General features: G+C 38.6%; 16 protein-coding genes and 1 other annotated feature. Of the genes, 12 read left to right on the top strand and 4 right to left on the bottom strand.

Annotated elements, in window-relative coordinates; genetic code table 11:
- The first annotated feature begins 375 nt into the window (after window positions 1–375).
- Window positions 376–1,122: a YjbA family protein gene (locus tag ACTHRG_RS08505; protein WP_076256685.1), complete on the top strand. Its 747-nt coding sequence runs from the start codon at window positions 376–378 to the stop codon at window positions 1,120–1,122.
- Window positions 1,123–1,145: 23 nt separating this feature from the next.
- Here the strand turns inward: ACTHRG_RS08505 and trpS are convergent, their stop codons facing one another.
- Window positions 1,146–2,135 carry a tryptophan--tRNA ligase gene (gene trpS / locus ACTHRG_RS08500; protein WP_440231006.1) on the bottom strand — a complete coding sequence of 330 codons (990 nt, stop codon included), beginning with the start codon at window positions 2,133–2,135 and terminating at the stop codon, window positions 1,146–1,148.
- A 112-nt stretch (window positions 2,136–2,247) separates the two neighbouring features.
- Window positions 2,248–2,465 (bottom strand) — a binding site (T-box leader).
- A gap of 613 nt (window positions 2,466–3,078) precedes the next feature.
- Between trpS and ACTHRG_RS08495 the strand changes: the two genes are divergently transcribed.
- The 6 genes from ACTHRG_RS08495 to ACTHRG_RS08470 all read left to right on the top strand — a co-directional run bounded on the left by ACTHRG_RS08495 (window position 3,079) and on the right by ACTHRG_RS08470 (window position 10,266).
- Window positions 3,079–4,725: a peptide ABC transporter substrate-binding protein gene (locus ACTHRG_RS08495; protein WP_076256689.1), complete on the top strand. Its 1,647-nt coding sequence runs from the start codon at window positions 3,079–3,081 to the stop codon at window positions 4,723–4,725.
- A 95-nt stretch (window positions 4,726–4,820) separates the two neighbouring features.
- Complete coding sequence (locus tag ACTHRG_RS08490) at window positions 4,821–5,756, top strand: ABC transporter permease (RefSeq protein ID WP_076256690.1); 936 nt, start codon at window positions 4,821–4,823, stop codon at window positions 5,754–5,756.
- Window positions 5,756–6,673 carry an ABC transporter permease gene (locus tag ACTHRG_RS08485; RefSeq protein ID WP_048010957.1) on the top strand — a complete coding sequence of 306 codons (918 nt, stop codon included), beginning with the start codon at window positions 5,756–5,758 and terminating at the stop codon, window positions 6,671–6,673. The genes ACTHRG_RS08490 and ACTHRG_RS08485 overlap by 1 nt, the downstream gene beginning before the upstream one ends.
- 11 nt (window positions 6,674–6,684) lie before the next feature.
- Window positions 6,685–7,752, top strand: coding sequence for an ABC transporter ATP-binding protein (locus ACTHRG_RS08480; protein ID WP_076256693.1), 1,068 nt, complete (start codon window positions 6,685–6,687; stop codon window positions 7,750–7,752).
- Window positions 7,753–7,754: 2 nt separating this feature from the next.
- Window positions 7,755–8,690, top strand: a complete 936-nt coding sequence (locus ACTHRG_RS08475) for an ABC transporter ATP-binding protein (RefSeq protein WP_076256695.1) — start codon at window positions 7,755–7,757, stop codon at window positions 8,688–8,690.
- Between the two features lie 424 nt (window positions 8,691–9,114).
- Window positions 9,115–10,266, top strand: coding sequence for a putative glycoside hydrolase (locus ACTHRG_RS08470; protein ID WP_440231030.1), 1,152 nt, complete (start codon window positions 9,115–9,117; stop codon window positions 10,264–10,266).
- Between the two features lie 113 nt (window positions 10,267–10,379).
- Here ACTHRG_RS08470 and ACTHRG_RS08465 read toward each other — a convergent pair whose 3' ends face one another.
- On the bottom strand, window positions 10,380–10,568 hold the full coding sequence (locus ACTHRG_RS08465) for a hypothetical protein (RefSeq protein WP_076256698.1): 189 nt from the start codon (window positions 10,566–10,568) through the stop codon (window positions 10,380–10,382).
- 244 nt (window positions 10,569–10,812) lie between these two features.
- Here ACTHRG_RS08465 and ACTHRG_RS08460 point away from each other — a divergent pair, with 244 nt between their 5' ends.
- From ACTHRG_RS08460 to pepF, 5 genes are all read left to right on the top strand, one after another.
- A complete protein-coding gene (locus ACTHRG_RS08460) occupies window positions 10,813–11,388 on the top strand; it encodes a GNAT family N-acetyltransferase (protein WP_076256700.1) in 576 nt (191 codons plus the stop codon).
- Window positions 11,389–11,860: 472 nt separating this feature from the next.
- On the top strand, window positions 11,861–12,256 hold the full coding sequence (gene spxA, locus ACTHRG_RS08455) for a transcriptional regulator SpxA (protein WP_009331204.1): 396 nt from the start codon (window positions 11,861–11,863) through the stop codon (window positions 12,254–12,256).
- Between the two features lie 351 nt (window positions 12,257–12,607).
- Window positions 12,608–13,273: an adaptor protein MecA gene (gene mecA, locus ACTHRG_RS08450; protein WP_440231005.1), complete on the top strand. Its 666-nt coding sequence runs from the start codon at window positions 12,608–12,610 to the stop codon at window positions 13,271–13,273.
- A 186-nt stretch (window positions 13,274–13,459) separates the two neighbouring features.
- Window positions 13,460–14,623 (top strand): competence protein CoiA, encoded by a 1,164-nt coding sequence (locus ACTHRG_RS08445; RefSeq protein ID WP_440231029.1) that lies wholly within the window; start codon window positions 13,460–13,462, stop codon window positions 14,621–14,623.
- Between the two features lie 123 nt (window positions 14,624–14,746).
- The gene (gene pepF / locus ACTHRG_RS08440; RefSeq protein ID WP_440231004.1) at window positions 14,747–16,564 is read left to right on the top strand and encodes an oligoendopeptidase F; all 1,818 of its coding nucleotides are present in this window, start codon (window positions 14,747–14,749) and stop codon (window positions 16,562–16,564) included.
- 515 nt (window positions 16,565–17,079) lie between these two features.
- Here the strand turns inward: pepF and ACTHRG_RS08435 are convergent.
- Entirely contained in the window at window positions 17,080–17,949 is an 870-nt protein-coding gene (locus ACTHRG_RS08435) for a ClpXP adapter SpxH family protein (RefSeq protein WP_061791578.1), read from the bottom strand.
- Between the two features lie 2 nt (window positions 17,950–17,951).
- Window positions 17,952–18,356 carry a globin domain-containing protein gene (locus tag ACTHRG_RS08430; RefSeq protein ID WP_048010947.1) on the bottom strand — a complete coding sequence of 135 codons (405 nt, stop codon included), beginning with the start codon at window positions 18,354–18,356 and terminating at the stop codon, window positions 17,952–17,954.
- Window positions 18,357–18,574 lie beyond the last annotated feature (218 nt).

Below are 18,574 nucleotides of genomic sequence, written 5' to 3'. Positions count from 1 at the left end.
ACCTTTTATGACTCACAAATATAGTAAAGAACATGTTATTTAGGGCATTTTGGCTTTTAACGGGGTTTGGAGTCTCTGTTTCGGGAGGGGTCAGTGTCATAGGGTATTTGAATTTGCTTACAACTGGACAAACCTTCAAAGAATATTTGCATTTTATCACCTATCGCCCGGAATGCTATTTGCTTCCGATCGGAATAATTATAATTACACTGAGCATATATCTTCCCTATTCAAATGAGGATGATTAATAGACATCTCATCAAATATAAAGCCTGCTAATTACAAAAAATGGATTGTGAGTTCAATATAGGAATAAATTTACTGCCTGCTGCCCATACTGAGTGACAAATAGTTTGTTGAAGTGGGGGTTGAAAAATGTTGTATCTTCATGATGTTTGGGTGAATTGGTTTGAAGGAGAAGAAAATGGATACAATGTATGCCATTTTCATGAATGGAGAAAAGATGATGGCGTAGAACTGCTTGACCAGGTTCCGCTGCTGAAGATTGACCCGGTTCTTTTTAATTATATTGAAAATGATCTTTCTGAGCTGCCACAACAACTGCTAGATGATATTTATCAAAAAGCTTACTTAAGGAAAAATCATGAACGCATCCAATTGGAGTATTGCTTTGTTGTATCAGATGGGACAGGCATAATGGCTGTAGATACAATCGGCTACAATATTCCAATCAGAAAAAGCAGGTTAATACCAAGGCAGGAGCAGCTGGCATATGAAATGCTGGAAAATCAGGAAACGGCTAATTACTCTTTTAATGATCAAACCGCATTGAAGGAATTCCATATTCTTTCTCCTTCTCCGGATTTGATGGCTGGCCTGACAAGAAAAGAAAGACAGCTTAAACAGCTTCTGTTTATGGCGCTGGATCAGCTTCATTCCTCCAAAAATGATGCTGAAATCCGTTATTGGTATACGGAGTGGAGCCCTGAACGCTATACGAAAATACAATCAATGAATTTCGAAGAGGCCTGGTATGAATTATTTGATGAAAGTAAATACGGCTGGTCAAGTAAACATGAAAAGTTTTGTGAAAATTTAATAAAAGGACAGCCGTTTTTTGAGAAGTTGTGGGAAATGGAACATGGTCCAAAAGTAAATTAAAAAAACAGCCCAAGGCTGTTTTTTTATTTTCTCTTTCTGCCAAGTCCCATGGCGCTTTCCATTTTTTTAATCATTTTGTATGCGACTTTATTCGCTTTTTCTGCTCCTTGATCGAGTACAAGATCAAGTTCTTCTGATTCCATTAATGCATAATATTTATCCTGAATAGGTTTAAGTGTTCCAATAACAATTTCAGAAAGGCCGGCTTTAAATTCACCGTATCCTTTGCCTTCATATTCTCCTTCGATTTCTGCAACAGTTTTACCTGAAAGTATTGAGTAAATGGAAAGGAGATTGGATACGCCTGGTTTGTTTTCCTTATCATACTTAACAATGCCTTCAGAATCTGTTACGGCACTTTTTATTTTCTTTTCAATTTGCTTAGGGTCATCTAATAATGAAATAAATGACTTTTTATTGGGATCAGATTTGCTCATTTTCTTTAATGGATCCTGAAGTGACATTACCCTTGCGCCTTCTTTGGCGATTCTTACTTCTGGAACAGTGAAGATGTCGTTGTACTTCTTATTGAATCTCTCAGCAAGATCGCGGGTTAATTCCAAGTGCTGTTTTTGATCCTCTCCAACCGGAACCAGGTCAGTATTGTATAGAAGGATATCTGCAGCCATCAAAGGCGGATAGGTCAGCAGTCCTGCAGATACGGCATCTTTACCTTCGGATTTGTCTTTGAACTGAGTCATGCGCTCGAGCTCACCGATGTAAGAAACACATTGCATCATCCAGCCTGCCTGTGCATGGGCTGGGACTTCCGATTGGATGAACAGGGTGGATTTCTCAGGGTCAATTCCAACAGCCAAATATAGGGCAGCAAGGCTTTTGATGTTTTTCCTCAATTCCAGTCTGTCCTGGGGAACAGTTATGGCATGCTGATCAACAATGCAAAAATAGCAGTTGTAGTCATTCTGCAGTTCAACAAATTGTTTCATGGCACCAATGTAATTGCCAAGAGTAATTGTACCGCTGGGCTGGATGCCGGAAAATATAGTTTTCATGTTTTTCCTCCTTTAATCGGCTTAAAAGATCATGAATTGTCAGGCGTTGAAGTGAAGTTTTTGACATGTAATCATAAAAAATGGCATAAAAAAGAACCATTCATCCCTATAAAATAGGGACGAATGGTCCGCGTTGCCACCCTAATTACTCAAAAACTGAGTCACTCTGCCCTATGCAGAAAAACGCATAGGTCCCCGATAACGCAGGGAAGCGCCTGAACAATCAGAGGCTCAAAAGTCCATTCGATTTACCGGGCTGCCTGTTTGCACCATCCACAGACTCTCTGCTAACCCTGAGTAAATGTACTACTCTTTTTTCATTGCCGACAAGATAATTTAATTTTATCGTATTATATTATACGGTAAACTATTCGGATACAAAAATCAAGCTCAGAATAAGAAATTAAAGGGCGTTCATGCCTGTAGTTTAAGGAGACGTTTTACCAATATATGGTTGAATAATCCTGGTAAAATAGCAAAATATCTTAAAAAGAAAAATTTTTTTATTATCTCAAAAATCTTAATTTATAAGACTTTTTGACGAAAAATGTCGTACTTCAAGGAATTGCATGTACAAAAAGCCACTTGCAATAAGTTTTTAAACTATTTATAATAAACGTAACAAACATAATCTTTACGAATTTGTTACATTTAAAACAAAACTATATCACTCCAGATTGCGAGAATATGGTGCATATTGAGTAAGTTTATAGCTTACATATTATAGATTACCCATTTTAATCTGAATTATCAGAATATAAGGATAATCTATCTTTAAGAGAATATAAACTTGCTTTTTTTGTTGCCTTTTAAATAGTCTGCAAATTTTTTAAATTGAATTAACAGACTATTTAAGTAATATATCCGGGGCGCACAGTTGTGTTTTTTATGAAAGACAGATGGTAAAGAGATTGTTTGAGGAAATTAATAGGGGGTTAATACCGTGAACAAAAGATTATCGATCTTTTTTAGCATGCTGCTTGTGCTAAGCATGTTCCTTGCTGCATGCAGCGGCGGCGGAGACAATGCTGACGGCGGCGAAAAAGGCGGAGACGACGGCGGAAAGTCTGATGTACCGCAGGAATTAAGAGTAAACATCAACACTGAACCACCATCTTTAAATCCAGGGTTAGCTGAGGATGCTACGTCTGGTACTGTTCTTCGCCAAATCCTTGAAGGATTGACTCGTATTGGTAAAGACGGCAAGCCAGAAAATGCAATGGCTGAAGATGTAAAGGTTTCTGATGACCAAAAGACTTACACTTTCAAAATCCGTGATGCAAAGTGGTCTAATGGTGACCCTGTAACTGCTAATGACTTTGTATATGCTTGGAAATGGGCGCTTGATCCAGCTAACAACTCAACATATGCATACCAGCTTTACTACATCGAAGGTGCTGAAGCAGCTAATACTGGCAAAGGTTCACTAGATGCTGTAGGCGTTAAAGCAGTAGATGACAAAACCCTTGAAGTTAAACTTGTAAACCCAACTCCATATTTCTTGGAATTGACAGCTTTCTATACTTATCTGCCGGTTAACAGCAAAGTTGCTGAAGCTAATCCAGAGTGGGCAACTGATGCTGGTGAAAACTATACAACTAACGGACCTTTCCATTTAACAGAATGGTCTCACAGCGATAAGATCGTTCTTGAAAAGAGCGAAACTTATTGGGATGCTGAAACAGTTAAGCTGGACAGCATTGAAATGATTATGATCAATGATCCAAATACTGAATTATCAATGTTTGACAATGGCGAACTAGATTGGGCTGGAGCTCCTACTGGTGCACTTCCAACTGATGCAATGCAGGCACTTAAAGATGAAGGCCGTTTAACAACACAGCCAATCGCTGGTATTTATAACTACAAGTTCAACACAACTGTTGAGCCTTTCAACAATGTTAATATTCGTAAGGCATTTGCACACGCTCTAAACCGTCAGGAAATCATTGACAACATTCTTCAGGGTGAACAGCTGCCAGCTATGGCGATTGTTCCTCCATCAATGTTCGAAGAGAATGAAAAAGGTTATTTCCCTGACAATGATGTAGAAAAAGCAAAAGAATATTTACAAAAAGGTTTAGAAGAACTTGGATATAAAGATGCGTCTGAGCTTCCAGCTGTAACGCTATCTTACAACACTTCCGAAGCACACCAAAAGATTGCTCAGGCAATTCAGGATATGTGGAAGCAAAATCTTGGTGTTGAAGTAACACTAGATAATGCTGAGTGGAATGTATTCCTTGATAAAGTAAATCAAATGGATTACCAAGTGGCACGTATGGGCTGGCTAGGTGACTTTAACGACGCAATGAACTTCCTTGAAATGTATCGTGACGCTGATGGCGGAAATAACAATACTGGATGGGAAAGCAAAGAGTTCCAGGATCTGCTTGCTAAGTCTTCAACTGAAACAGACCCTGAAGCTCGCCAGCAGCTATTAAAAGATGCTGAAGCAATCTTCATGGAAGATATGCCAGTAGCACCAATTTACTTCTACACTAATAACTGGGTACAGGCTGAAAACTTAAAAGATGTTGTTGTATCCGGTCTTGGTGATGTTCAGTACAAGTGGGCACACTTTGAATAAAAAATAGAGATTAAGACGAAAGGTATATGGGATTAATTGTCCCATATACCTTCGTTTCTGAATAAGGCATAGTAATAAATTGGAGGTGTTTGACAATGGCGAAATATATTGGAAAACGCTTGCTGTACATGCTTCTGTCCTTATGGATGATCGTTACGGCAACTTTTTTCTTCATGCGCATTGCACCCGGAAACCCTTTTGCATCTGAGAAAAAACTTCCTCCCGAAATTGAAGCTAACCTGAATGCTCATTTTGGCCTGGACAAGCCTTGGTATGCACAATATTGGGAGTATCTTGTTCGCATCGTGAATTGGGATTTCGGCCCGTCATTTAAATACAAAAGTCAAACTGTTAACGACTTGATTAATGAAGGTTTCCCTGTTTCATTTCTTCTTGGAATGGAAGCCATTTTTATCGCCGTTGCAGTAGGAGTTCTTTTAGGAATTATTGCGGCATTAAAGCACAATAGATGGCCGGATTACACAGCAATGATTGTAGCTGTATTAGGTATCTCTGTACCTTCCTTTATCATGGCATCGTTCCTGCAATATTTCCTGGCAATAAAAATGGGTATTTTCCCTGTAGCACGGTGGGAATCTTTTATGCACAGCGTTCTGCCAGCCGTGGCATTGGCTTCAACACCAATGGCATTTATTGCGAGGTTAACTCGTTCGAGCATGCTTGAAGTTCTGGCGAATGATTATATTAAGACTGCTAAATCAAAAGGTTTAAGCAGGGGAGTAATTACAGTAAAACACACGATTCGTAATGCCCTTTTACCAGTAGTAACTTATATGGGGCCACTGACAGCGGGTATTTTAACAGGAAGTTTCGTTATTGAAAGAATCTTCGGTATTCCTGGACTTGGTGCGCACTTTGTAACTAGTATCAACAACCGAGACTATACGGTCATTATGGGTGTAACCGTTTTCTACAGTATTCTGTTGCTTGTATCTATTCTCCTTGTTGACATTGCATACGGAATCATCGACCCACGCATCAAACTTGCAGGCGGGAAGAAAGGAGAGTAATTATGCAGATTTCGAAAGATAAATTTAAGTTAGTCGGAACACAGCTTGGTGAAGCTGAGAAAATTTCAAAACCAAGTCTTTCTTTCTGGAAGGATGTATTTATTAGATTTCGAAAAAACAAGCTTGCCCTGTTTGGATTAGTATTATTAGGACTGCTGATCTTCATGGCAATCTTTGGACCATATATGACTCCATATGATTATGCATCAAATGATCTAAGCAACAAAAACCAGTCTCCTTCTTCTGAACATTGGTTTGGAACGGATGATCTTGGTCGTGACATGTTTGCCCGTACTTGGGAAGGTGCACGAATTTCCATCTTCATTGGAGTTGCAGCAGCTGTAATTGATTTGATTATTGGTGTGCTTTGGGGCGGTATTGCCGGTTATAAAGGCGGACGCACAGATGAAGGAATGATGCGCTTTGCCGATATTTTATATGGTGTACCTTATTTATTATTAGTAATCTTGTTAATGGTTGTACTTGGACAGGGATTGTCGACTATGATTATAGCCATGTCCATAACTGGATGGATCAATATGTCGCGTATCGTCCGCGGACAGGTGTTATCTCTTAAAAATCAGGAATATGTCCTGGCTGCCAAAACACTTGGTGCCAATACAAGCAGGATTATGGGCAAACACTTAATACCAAATTCAATGGGGCCTATTCTAGTCACAATGACGCTAACTGTCCCTTCTGCTATTTTTACAGAAGCATTCCTAAGCTTTATTGGTCTTGGATTAACACCGCCGATTGCGAGTTGGGGAACAATGGCCAATGATGGACTGGCGGCTATGCGTTACTACCCATGGCGCTTATTCTTCCCAGCTGTGTTTATCTGTTTAACGATCTTTGCATTTAACGTGGTTGGCGACGGCTTGCGTGATGCTCTAGATCCAAGAATGCGTAAATAAGGAGTGAGAACATGGAAAAATTACTCGAAGTAAAAAATTTAGAAGTCTCATTCCAAACATATGGAGGTACAGTAAAAGCAGTCCGTGGAGTCAGCTTTGACCTTCATAAGGGAGAGACGCTTGCGATTGTTGGTGAATCAGGGTCAGGCAAAAGTGTTACTTCCCAGTCAATTATGAAGCTAATACCTATGCCGCCAGGCCGAATTTCAGGCGGGCAAATCCTGCTAAGCGGTGAAGACATCGTACCCAAAACAGAAAAACAAATGGAAAAGATCCGCGGCAAAGAAATCAGTATGATTTTCCAGGATCCAATGACATCATTGAATCCAACGATGAGAGTTGGAACACAGATAATGGAAGTGCTGGTTAAACATCAGAATATGTCTAAGACTGATGCCAAAAACAGAGCCACTGAATTACTGAGACTTGTTGGTATTCCGATGCCTGAGAAAAGGGTAAATCAATATCCTCATGAATTCTCCGGCGGTATGAGACAGCGTGCGATGATTGCGATTGCCCTTGCAGCCAATCCCAAACTTCTTATCGCTGACGAGCCGACAACTGCACTTGATGTTACGATTCAGGCTCAGATTCTGGAGCTTATGAAAGATCTGCAAAATAAAATGGATACATCCATAATCTTTATTACGCATGACCTCGGTGTTGTAGCAAATGTCGCGGACCGGGTAGCTGTAATGTATGCTGGCCAGATTGTTGAAATGGGTACTGTAGATGAAATATTCTATGACCCGCGTCACCCTTATACATGGGGATTGCTTGCATCCATGCCAAGCTTGGAAAATGATGAGAAAGCTGAACTAGCTGCTATTCCAGGGACGCCCCCGGATCTGACGAACCCTCCAAAAGGAGACGCGTTTGCAGCAAGAAATCAATATGCACTTGCAATTGATTTTGAAGAAGAGCCGCCGATGTTCCAAATCTCAGAAACACATTTTGCAAAAACTTGGCTTCTTCACCCGGATGCTCCAAAGGTTGAGCCGCCCGCAGCAGTAAAAAAACGAATGCGCCAATTATCCTCCACTTTTGAAAAGCCTGTATTAGTGAAGGAGGGAAAATAATAATGGCAGAAAAATTGCTCGAAATTAAAAACTTAAAACAGCATTTTAATGTAGGCCGTCCGAATATGGTAAAAGCAGTTGATGGGATTACTTTTGATATTTATAAGGGAGAGACCCTTGGACTTGTTGGTGAGTCTGGCTGCGGTAAATCAACTACTGGACGAACTATTATCAGATTATATGATGCAACAGATGGGCAGGTTCTTTTTGAAGGTGAAGACGTTCACGGCAAAAAATCTGCGAAAGAACTGAAAAAGTTTAACCGTAAGATGCAAATGATCTTCCAGGATCCTTATGCTTCCTTAAACCCGCGTATGACGGTTGCCGATATTATTGCTGAAGGAATCGATATTCACGGCTTGGTAAAAAGCAAAAAGGAACGTATGGAGAGGGTTTACGAACTTTTGGACACTGTCGGTCTGAACAAAGAACATGCTAACCGTTACCCTCATGAATTCTCTGGAGGACAGAGACAGCGTATCGGAATTGCCCGCGCCCTTGCGGTTGACCCTGATTTCATTATTGCGGATGAGCCAATTTCAGCATTGGATGTTTCCATTCAGGCTCAGGTAGTAAACCTTATGAAAAAACTGCAGCGTGAAAAAGGATTGACATATCTGTTTATCGCACATGATTTATCTATGGTTAAATACATCAGTGACCGAATCGGTGTTATGTACTTCGGTAAACTGGTTGAACTTGCACCAGCTGAAGATTTATATAATAACCCTATGCACCCTTATACTCAATCACTGCTGTCAGCTATTCCGCTTCCAGATCCTGAAACGGAACGTTCCCGCAGAAGAAAATCATATGATCCGGCAGTTCACAATTACGCTGATAATGAAAAGCTGGAAATGCGCGAAATAACACCTGGTCATTTTGTTTATTGCTCTGAAAAAGAGTACAACGAATTAAAAGCTAAATATGCAAAATAATAAAAAACGATCTCGACTGAGATCGTTTTTTTACATCCTGGAAAAGTAAATGTTCGCTATAAAGGAATTACCAAGATGTAAATGGTCCAGTCAAATATGCAGAGTATGGAAATTCTCTTTAACACTTTTATTCGCTAATGTGTACTTTCTATATAATACATCATTTTCCGGAATATTACTATGAGAATTTTCAATTATTTATATTTTTCCGCCAATTTGTTTATTTAAACAGGATTTTGATAGTTTTTTATTAAAATTGGTTTAAAGAATACTTATTAAGATAATTTAGTATAAAGATAGTTCTTAATTCTTTGAAATAATTTTATAATTAGGGTAACAAAGAGAATACTCAGATAAGGGGGCAAAACATGTGAACAAGGCATTAAACGTAGCTGCTGCCTTAATGTTAGTATCAGCTTTATTCATGTCAGCCGATCCAGGTGAGGCAAAAGAACAGGAAAATCAGGAATCAGGACTAAATCCTAAAAGGGAACATGTTTCGCTTGTGAAAACCCTTCCTGAAAAAGTAAGCCGTTTTCAATTTGATTCCGGCTATCACTTTCAATATCCCGATGCTGTTAGGGGTATATATGTTACCGGTCATTCAGCAGGGGGTGAAAAGTTTAATAAATTAGTAAAATTGATGGATGATACCGATTTAAATGCGATGGTTATTGACATTAAGGATGATTGGGGCAACCTAACGTATATTCCAGAAGATAAATCACCATATACTGATATCGGCAAGCCTTACATAAAGGATCCCAAAAATATCTTGAAAACCATGGAAGAAAAGCAAATTTATCCGATTGCACGGGTTGTGGTTTTTAAGGATTCTATTCTGGCGAATAAAAAGCCTGAATGGTCGTATAAAGAAGGAAATACAGTATGGAAGAATGGCAGAGGTGAATCATTTGTAAATCCATTTTTAAAAGAAGTTTGGGATTACAATATTGGAATTGCAATCGAAGCTGCAAAAATGGGATTTCAGGAGATTCAATTTGATTATGTCCGATTTCCTGAGGGGTTTGAACACCGAGATAGCTCCTTGAAATATAGTATGGGTGAATACGAAAATCTTAAAATTGAAAATGTACAAAAGCGTGTAAGTGCAGTTACTGACTTTGTCGAGTATGCCAGGAAGCAGCTCGAGCCATATGGGGTAAAGGTCTCGGTCGATATCTTTGGCTACACGGCGACCCTTCCTGAGGCACCGGGAATTGGCCAAAATTTCTCTAAGATCTCAGAACATGTGGATGTAATTTCTTCTATGATTTATCCAAGCCACTGGACATCTTACTTCGGTATAGCCAAGCCGGACCTGGAACCTTATAAGCTGGTTTCTGAGTATGCTAAACTTGAGAATCGAAAGTTGGAAGAGTTGGATAGTCCTCCTGTATCCAGACCATGGCTTCAGGACTTTACAGCCTCTTATTTAGGAGCCGGAAACTATAAGAAGTATGGAAGGGCGGAAGTTGAAGCGCAAATAAAGGCACTGAAAGAACAGGGAATTGATGAATTCCTTTTATGGAATGCAGGTAATTCATATACACAAAATGTGGATTATACACCTTAAAAGCAAAAAGAGGCCGATTATTTCGGTCTCTTTTTGCTTTGTTTATCAATTAATTAAGTTACATATTATTTGACACGAATTTTGTATACGGTATCATAGTATAGAGGCATAGGCTACTGCTTTTTTTGTCCGCCTACGCTTTTCCATCCAGTCTGCACTCTAGCGGATTGATCCACGAATTCGGATTTATTTTTACCGCCAAAAATCTTTTCTCCAATACCATTAGTTAGTACACCTAACAAGGCAGTAAATCCAATTATAAGCAATGCAACAATCGTTAAATCAGTTATGTAACCAACCATGATAAACCTCCATCTTTCTTTTCACAGTTTCCTGTGATTAGTTAGTGTATAAACATCCCTAATCATATTTTATTCGAAATTTTCCAGTATTAAAAGGGGAAATTCCACAAATACTTAATCTGATTGGAAATAATATAAGCCTAAGTAAGTAAGTGGAAAGGAAAGCTGGGAGCTTATCATGCTGGAATAAATATTCATGCCCTAAAAACAATACGTTGTTTGCGGGCAAAAAAGGAGAAGATCCATGCATTGGTATGAAAAACTGAATCAATATTTCCCGATTGAAGAAATGAAATCAAGAGAACATATGGAAACCTTATTAAAGGAACGGTCAGACATCTATCATAAAGATGAAGGTCCACATCATGTGCTTATGTATGTTGAGCTGGATAACTTTGTTTTTATTGATTATCTGTTTGTTTCGAAGGAATCCAGAGGACAGGGGCTTGGTCATAAACTGCTTCAAACGCTTAAAGCCAAAGGCAAACCGATCATATTGGAAGTGGAGCCGGTTGACTATGAAGACACGGATACTGAAAAGCGGCTCAAGTTCTATAAAAGAGAAGGTTTTGAGCACGCCCAATCAATCGGCTACAGCCGCCGGTCTCTTGCGACCAATGAAATCAATACAATGGAAATTCTATATTGGTCCCCTGCGAACGAAAGTGAAGAAATGATTTATGAAGCCATGAAGAAAACCTATGAAATGATTCACACTTATAAGGATTCGCATTTTTATGGAAAGTCATATCAGCCAGTAGATGAGGTTCTGACTTATGAAGAAGATAAAAATGGAACGGATGTCTTAGAGGATTTATAAGGAGTTGGAAAAACACAGCCATTTTTGTAAATGGCTGTGTTTTCATTTTCATTAATTAATTGAGAAAATATTTATAAGCATTTTGGTTTATTAAAAATTAACAGGGGTATATAAAGAATAATTTAGTAATGAACTAAAAAAATTCATACATAAAATTTCCTTAGGTTTAGGCTTAAGAAACTTTATGGAAGGAATTATAACAAAAAACATATAAAAAAATGAAACTTTTTGCTTGTTCATTCGTCTTATTAAGTAGATTCTAATTCTTAATCCGTTTGTTTAATGAATGTTTAATACTTTTATCATATTTATAAAAAGTTATACCAAAGAGATATAGTTTAGTGTATAATTAATAATATAAATTCCTTGATTAAAGTTATTTTAATCTAGAATACTCTAGAAATATTTGATTAAACAAATAATCTCTGATAGTTTCATATATGTCTAAATTTAAGGAGTGTGAATTTGTAAAATGGTCACATTATACACTTCACCAAGTTGTACATCCTGCAGGAAAGCTAAATCATGGTTGGAAGAGCATGAAATTGCCTATAAAGAACGAAATATCTTTTCAGAACCGCTATCGATTGATGAAATTAAAGAAATTCTTCGAATGACTGAAGATGGAACAGATGAAATTATTTCAACTCGCTCAAAGACATTTCAAAAGCTTGATGTAAACCTTGAATCAATGCCTCTCCAAGATTTATTTGAGCTAATCAAGGAAAACCCTGGACTGCTTCGACGTCCAATCATTCTTGATGAAAAACGTTTGCAGGTTGGATATAATGAGGACGAAATAAGACGTTTCCTTCCAAGAAAAGTCCGTACTTACCAGTTGCGTGAAGCACAGCGTATGGTTAATTAACAAATATACTTAAAATTGAGAGGCCTTCTTTCTGTTTAACAGAAGAAGGTCTTTTTGTCTTTTATGTGAAAAAGAAAAAGGAAAATGGATATAATAAGAGAATATTTAGTTAAGCCAATGAGATAAGATGACCAACTGGGACATTATAGGCATTTAACGGTTTTTTTAAACATATGACTTTTTAATTCCCTTTATGCTCAATTTGTCATAAAATAAAAGTACAAGGTACAAAATACACTTTACCTTCAATTTAATCGGGGATTAACCAATTGATTTACGGGTAAATGGATAACACATGACTGCTGGGGGTATTTAGTCCCTTCAATCATAGCCAGAAGGGAGAGTTGCTGCATGGAAATCGAACGTATTAATGATCATACCGTTAAATTTTATATTTCTTATCTTGATATAGAAGAAAGAGGCTTTGACCGTGAAGAGGTTTGGTACAATCGTGAGCGGAGTGAGGAACTCTTTTGGGAAATGATGGACGAAGTCCATCAGGAGGAAGAATTTCTTGTTGAAGGCCCTTTATGGATCCAGGTTCAAGCGTTGGATAAGGGTTTGGAGGTTCTTGTAACAAAAGCTCAGCTATCAAAGGATGGTCAAAAGTTTGAGCTTCCTGTCCCGGATGAAAAAGTGAAAGATTTGCCTGTGGATGAACATATAGAGGAAATGCTTGATCATCATTTCCGTAAATCCGATGATGACAATGATAACGGATATGAAGGAGATCTTGAGTTTCTACTAACATTTAAAGATTTTGAAGACATTATTTCATTATCAAAGCGGTCAATTCTTGATTCCATTACTACGAGGCTATATTCCTTTGAAGGGAAATACTATTTATTCGCAGAATTCCCTGAAGAGCTTTTTGAAGAGGATGACATAGATAACATGCTGAGTATTCTTCTTGAATACGGGCATGAAACAAGTACAACTATTCACCGTGTAATGGAATATGGTAAATTGATTATAGAAAATGATGTGTTTGAAAATCTGAGAAAACATTTTAAATAGTAAAGAAAAGCCGATTTCTCTATGAAATCGGCTTTTTTGTACGTGAACTGCCTTTAGAAGTAATCGGTTAGCATAGAAAAATCTTGTAAGAGAATACATCAGATAAAAAGGAATTTAGCCATTAAAAATAGAACATTAAGGGGGAAAGGAGTTGGTCATTTGTTAGTTGCCTCAACAGAGAATGGAGTGCGAATAAGCCTTATAGGTTCACACAGCATCCCGGCTTTACAGCAGTACAGGGAACATCACAACTTTTACTGCCCGGAATGCAAAGAGAAAGTAATAATGAAAATCGGAAAGAAAAGAATCCCGCATTTCAGCCACAGAAAGGGTTCTGAATGTCCGGAAAGGTATGAAAGGGAAACAGAATACCATATGTCCGGAAAGGTGTTATTGTTTCAATGGCTAAAGAAAAAAGGTTTAAATCCAATTCTGGAACCATTTTATCCGGAAATATCACAGCGGCCGGATATTGATGTCCATTATGAAGGTGTACATTATGCTCTTGAATATCAATGCTCAAACATTTCGGAGGTGTTATTTATAAAGCGGACAGAAGCCTACCTTAAGACAGGTATCGTTCCAATTTGGATACTGGCAGGGAAAAGTATTAAGCGTATGGGCAAAGCAAAGATTTCTTTATCTGGTTTCCAATACCTATTTCTTCGGCAAACAGCTTCAGGCCATTGGGTAATCCCTTCTTTTTGCCCCACTACAAAGTCTTTTATCAATATCCACCATATCCAGCCCCTTACAGTCAGAAATGCCTGCGCGCATTATGATGTAAAATCAATTTCCCGAGCAGATCCAGCTATATTATTTAATCCATTTTTTAAAAAAGATATAAATCTGGATGAATGGAAAAGAGAAGTTCGGAAAATAAAGAATTCCCTTTCACAAAATAGCAGTGCTATTAGAAATAACTTTCTTCAGGATTTATACTCCCGCTCAATTGCTCCTGCGTTCCTCCCGCCTGAAATTGGCCTTCCTGTACGTCATTCTCCATATATAGAAACCTCACCTATACAGTGGCAGAGTTATTTGTTTATGGATATAGTCGGCAAAGAGAGGCCCTTCTCACTTCCGCAGATGATTGCAGCCTTTCGCAGCAGGGTAAAGAATAACGATATAAAAATCAGGTCAATCCCGCTTGTTCAAACCGGCTCCGAAATCCATGCGATTAAAGAATATCTTGATGTCCTTATTAACTTAAACATTGTTAAACATGCAGAAAAAGGTTTATACAAAAAAACTGCATTAAGCGGTGAGCCTGAGCATTACTCCCGTATAATCCAAATAGAGGACGATTTTTATAGAGGCATCACTCAAAGGATTTTGCAGGGCAAATAAATGAAAAAGTCTTATTTAACATAAAATAATCAAAGACTTCCACTTTTGCTCTTTGAAAAAGCAGGAATTTTATTCTTCAAGGAGAAGATAGTGTAATGGGACTTTTGAATGGAGGATGAATGTATGGCTAATGAAACGACTGTAAAGAAACTGCCGGCAAGGAATGAGATTTCACCTGAAGATACGTGGCGTTTGGAGGATATTTTCCCTTCTGATGATGAGTGGAACAAGGAATACAATGAAGTACAGCAGCTGATTCCGGATGCAGGCAAGTATCAGGACAGGCTCGGAGAAAGTGCTGAAACATTATATGCAGCGCTTCAGTTCCAGGATCATTTACTTTCGCGCCTTGGGAAGCTTTATACATATGCCCATATGCGTTATGACCAGGATACAACAAATTCATTTTATCAGGGAATGGATGACAAAATTAAAAATTTGTATTCTGAAGCTGCTAGTGCACTTGCCTATATTGTTCCTGAGCTGCTTGCTGAAAATGAAGAGAAGATTGCAGGCTTTTTGAAGGAAAAAACCGAGCTGCAATTATATAAACATTCACTGGAGGAAATAAATCTTCAAAGGCCTCATGTATTATCTGCTGAGCAGGAATCCCTGCTTGCTCAGGCTTCCGAGGTGCTTGGGGCTTCCAGTAATACATTTGGAATGCTGAATAATGCGGATTTGGAGTTTCCGTCCATTAAAGATGAAAATGGGGAAGAAGTCGAAATTACTCACGGACGATTCATCCGTTTTCTTGAAAGTGACGAGCAGCGTGTCCGGCATGATGCTTTCAAAGCTGTATATGAGACTTATGGGAAGTTTCGCAATACATTTGCCAGCACTCTAAGTGGAAACGTAAAAAAAGATAATTTCAACGCAAAGATCCGGAATTATGACTCCGCGCGCCATGCTGCCCTTTCTGCGGACAATATTCCTGAAAGTGTTTATGAAAATCTGGTCAATACCATTAACGATAACCTGCATTTGCTGCATCGCTATGTCAAACTCCGCAAGAAGGTTCTTGGGGTTAAGGAGCTTCATATGTACGATCTCTACACTCCTTTAGTGAAGGAAGTAAAAATGGAGATACCTTATAATGAAGCAAAAGATCTGATTTTAAAAGGATTAAAGCCGCTTGGTGACGACTATATAAATATTTTAAAAGAGGGTTTTGAAAATAGATGGGTTGATGTTCATGAGAATAAGGGCAAAAGGAGCGGCGCTTATTCTTCGGGAACATATGGCACCAACCCTTATATACTAATGAACTGGCAGGATAATGTGAACAACTTATTTACTCTGGCTCATGAATTTGGCCATTCGGTACACAGCTATTACACAAGAAAATCTCAGCCATACCCTTATGGAAACTACTCAATTTTTGTTGCAGAGGTTGCCTCTACTTGTAATGAAGCCCTCTTAAACGATTATCTGCTAAAAACAATTGATGATGATAAGAAGCGGCTGTATCTGCTGAATCACTATCTTGAAGGCTTTAGAGGCACTGTTTTCCGCCAGACCATGTTTGCAGAATTTGAACATCTTATTCATCAAAAGGCGCAAAACAATGAAGCCTTGACTGCTGATTCATTGACTAAAGAATATTATGAACTTAATAAGAAGTATTTTGGGGATGAAGATATCGTAATTGATGAGGAAATCGGCCTGGAATGGTCCAGAATCCCGCATTTCTACTATAATTATTATGTTTATCAATATGCAACAGGCTTTAGTGCGGCTACGGCATTAAGCAAGCAAATTCTCAAGGAAGGCCAGCCTGCAGTTGACAGATATATTGAGTTCCTGAAATCCGGCAGCTCGGACTACCCAATTGAAGTGCTAAAGAAAGCCGGTGTAGATATGACGAGCAGCAAGCCGATTGAGGATGCCTGCAAAGTATTTGAAGAAAAGCTTAATGAAATGGAAAACTTGCTTTCTTAACAGTAAAGGTGCCAGGCTGTATTGCCCGGCACCTCTTTTGATGTTAAAAACCCTTAAATCTCCTTCGGTCATTCAAGTATAATAATAAGATCAGGAGTGAAATAAATAGAATAGGTGATGTAATGAAAAGGGGAATAAGTTTCATAAGGCCAAAAATATTCAAAATAAAGGAGACTAAAATGAGCATCAGCATCAGAAATCCAGGCAGCTTTTTCATATTGCAGTCTCCTCCTTGGACATATTTACAACTATTTTATGCGGTTGTCCAGATTGTCATGACTTGATTTTGACAATATTGTGAAAAAGGGCACAAACTAATTGCCTTGTTCATTTTCGTCATGATATAGTACAGATGTGAAGTTGATCACATGCAAACATTTACCCCTTTTGTTTGGACGTGAAAAATTTCTCCCATCCCCTTTGTTCGTAAAAAATATACTGTGAAAGAGCCGTGCATTAGACTGCATGGTTTTTTCATGAAAAAATAAAGCTGTGCAGTTTGCACAGCTTTGAGATTACCCGGAATATCTCCAGAAATTACCGTATTTTGCAGGTACATATTCAGCGATTTGCTTTAGCTGAAGCTTTTTCATTTCCTTGTTCACTTCGCTGTCTGTCATATCGTATACTACGGAGATCTCCTTACTGGCCACCAGCTTAAAATATTTTAAGAAATATTCCAGGGGCGGAAGAGGAGCACGCTCAGGTTTAGCAGGCAGCATTTCTTCCAAAATCTGTTCATAAATTTCATAAGGATAATACCCGGTTACTTTGATGCCTTCATCTTCTATGTTTTCATTGAAAAAGACAAGAGTTGGTATTTCTTGAACATCCATTTCAGAAGTTATTTTTAAATCGCATTGAAAAGCTTTGGCTGCACTATCTGAATGAATATCAGAAACAAATTCTACTACATCAAGACCGACTTCCTTAGCACAATCCTTTAGGACCTCAAAATTTGACACATTCTGCTTTTCAAGAAATAAAACTTCCTGGAGCTTGCGTAAAAATCTGATGCCAGCTTTTCTCCCCTGCAATTCAGCCGCCTTAATTGCAACTGAAGCCAGATGCGGGGAAGAAATTGGATTCTCGAACCAGAGGTTTCCATCACATGACATTCCAGAACGGCTTGCTGTCTTTTCCCACAAATCAGCAATGTTTTCGTAGTTTTGTCTTTTCCCCATATTTAAAGTTGCCAGCCTGCCGCTTAATACATGCTTTATGGAGAAATAGCGGCCATATTCAATCAGAAGCTTTTTTAAGGTTGGCTCCAGAGCCCAGCATTCAGGGCAAAGCGGGTCAACAAACATATAGACTTCAATGGGCTTTTTTTCACTGCCATAGCAATGTGGTGACGTGAACTTGATTTCATTGGATTCTGGCATATTCACGGGCTATCACCTTTCACTCCGGCCTCGGGTGTATTGATCATATGCTGAGCAGTGAGCACAAGTCTGGAGAAAAAGTCTTCCCTCAATTGTCCATCCAGCCCAATATGGTCCATCGCTTCATTCATGCATGAAAGCCAGGCCCTTGCCCGGGTTTCTGTTATAGGAAATGGCATGTGCCGCGCGCGAAGCATAGGATGTCCATGTTCTGAAGTATATAAAGGAGGTCCCCCTAAATACTGAGTCATAAATTGTTTTTGTTTTCTGGCTGTCTCTGTCAGGTCATCTGGAAAAATAGGAACGAGATCAGGGTGTTGTCCTACGCGCAGGTAAAAAGCGTCAATTAGCTGGTGAAGCTTTTCCTCACCAATAGCGTCGAAGGGAGTGTGCATTTTCTCGGCCATATTTAAAACTCCTTTTATGAGTTAATCATTGTAAAAAACTTCCTATTTAATATCAATTGCTGTAATCTCTTTATATTTTATCAATGAGGGATTTATATCTCAAACAAATAGCTTATGTACACTATTAACGTCTCCTTGGCCAGCTTATTTTTTAGTATGGATTAAGCCCATGCTGTCAATCCGGAACATTTGCTGAAAAAAAACATAAAAAAGCCGCC

The sequence above is a fragment of the Cytobacillus sp. SAFR-174 genome, from assembly GCF_051964675.1.
GTDB lineage: Bacteria > Bacillota > Bacilli > Bacillales > Cytobacillaceae > Cytobacillus.
The sequence above is the reverse complement of the archived record's forward strand: the minus strand, read 5'-3'. Positions and strand labels throughout refer to the sequence as shown.

Excerpts from the sequence above, each read along its gene's own strand:
- ACTHRG_RS08505 (WP_076256685.1), top strand. The coding sequence starts at position 376 with ATGTTGTATCTTCATGATGTTTGGGTGAATTGGTTTGAAGGAGAAGAA.
- trpS (WP_440231006.1), bottom strand. The coding sequence starts at position 2,135 with ATGAAAACTATATTTTCCGGCATCCAGCCCAGCGGTACAATTACTCTT.
- ACTHRG_RS08490 (WP_076256690.1), top strand. The coding sequence starts at position 4,821 with ATGGCGAAATATATTGGAAAACGCTTGCTGTACATGCTTCTGTCCTTA.
- ACTHRG_RS08480 (WP_076256693.1), top strand. The coding sequence starts at position 6,685 with ATGGAAAAATTACTCGAAGTAAAAAATTTAGAAGTCTCATTCCAAACA.
- ACTHRG_RS08475 (WP_076256695.1), top strand. The coding sequence starts at position 7,755 with ATGGCAGAAAAATTGCTCGAAATTAAAAACTTAAAACAGCATTTTAAT.
- ACTHRG_RS08470 (WP_440231030.1), top strand. The coding sequence starts at position 9,115 with ATGTCAGCCGATCCAGGTGAGGCAAAAGAACAGGAAAATCAGGAATCA.
- ACTHRG_RS08465 (WP_076256698.1), bottom strand. The coding sequence starts at position 10,568 with ATGGTTGGTTACATAACTGATTTAACGATTGTTGCATTGCTTATAATT.
- ACTHRG_RS08460 (WP_076256700.1), top strand. The coding sequence starts at position 10,813 with ATGCATTGGTATGAAAAACTGAATCAATATTTCCCGATTGAAGAAATG.
- spxA (WP_009331204.1), top strand. The coding sequence starts at position 11,861 with ATGGTCACATTATACACTTCACCAAGTTGTACATCCTGCAGGAAAGCT.
- mecA (WP_440231005.1), top strand. The coding sequence starts at position 12,608 with ATGGAAATCGAACGTATTAATGATCATACCGTTAAATTTTATATTTCT.
- pepF (WP_440231004.1), top strand. The coding sequence starts at position 14,747 with ATGGCTAATGAAACGACTGTAAAGAAACTGCCGGCAAGGAATGAGATT.
- ACTHRG_RS08435 (WP_061791578.1), bottom strand. The coding sequence starts at position 17,949 with ATGCCAGAATCCAATGAAATCAAGTTCACGTCACCACATTGCTATGGC.
- ACTHRG_RS08430 (WP_048010947.1), bottom strand. The coding sequence starts at position 18,356 with ATGGCCGAGAAAATGCACACTCCCTTCGACGCTATTGGTGAGGAAAAG.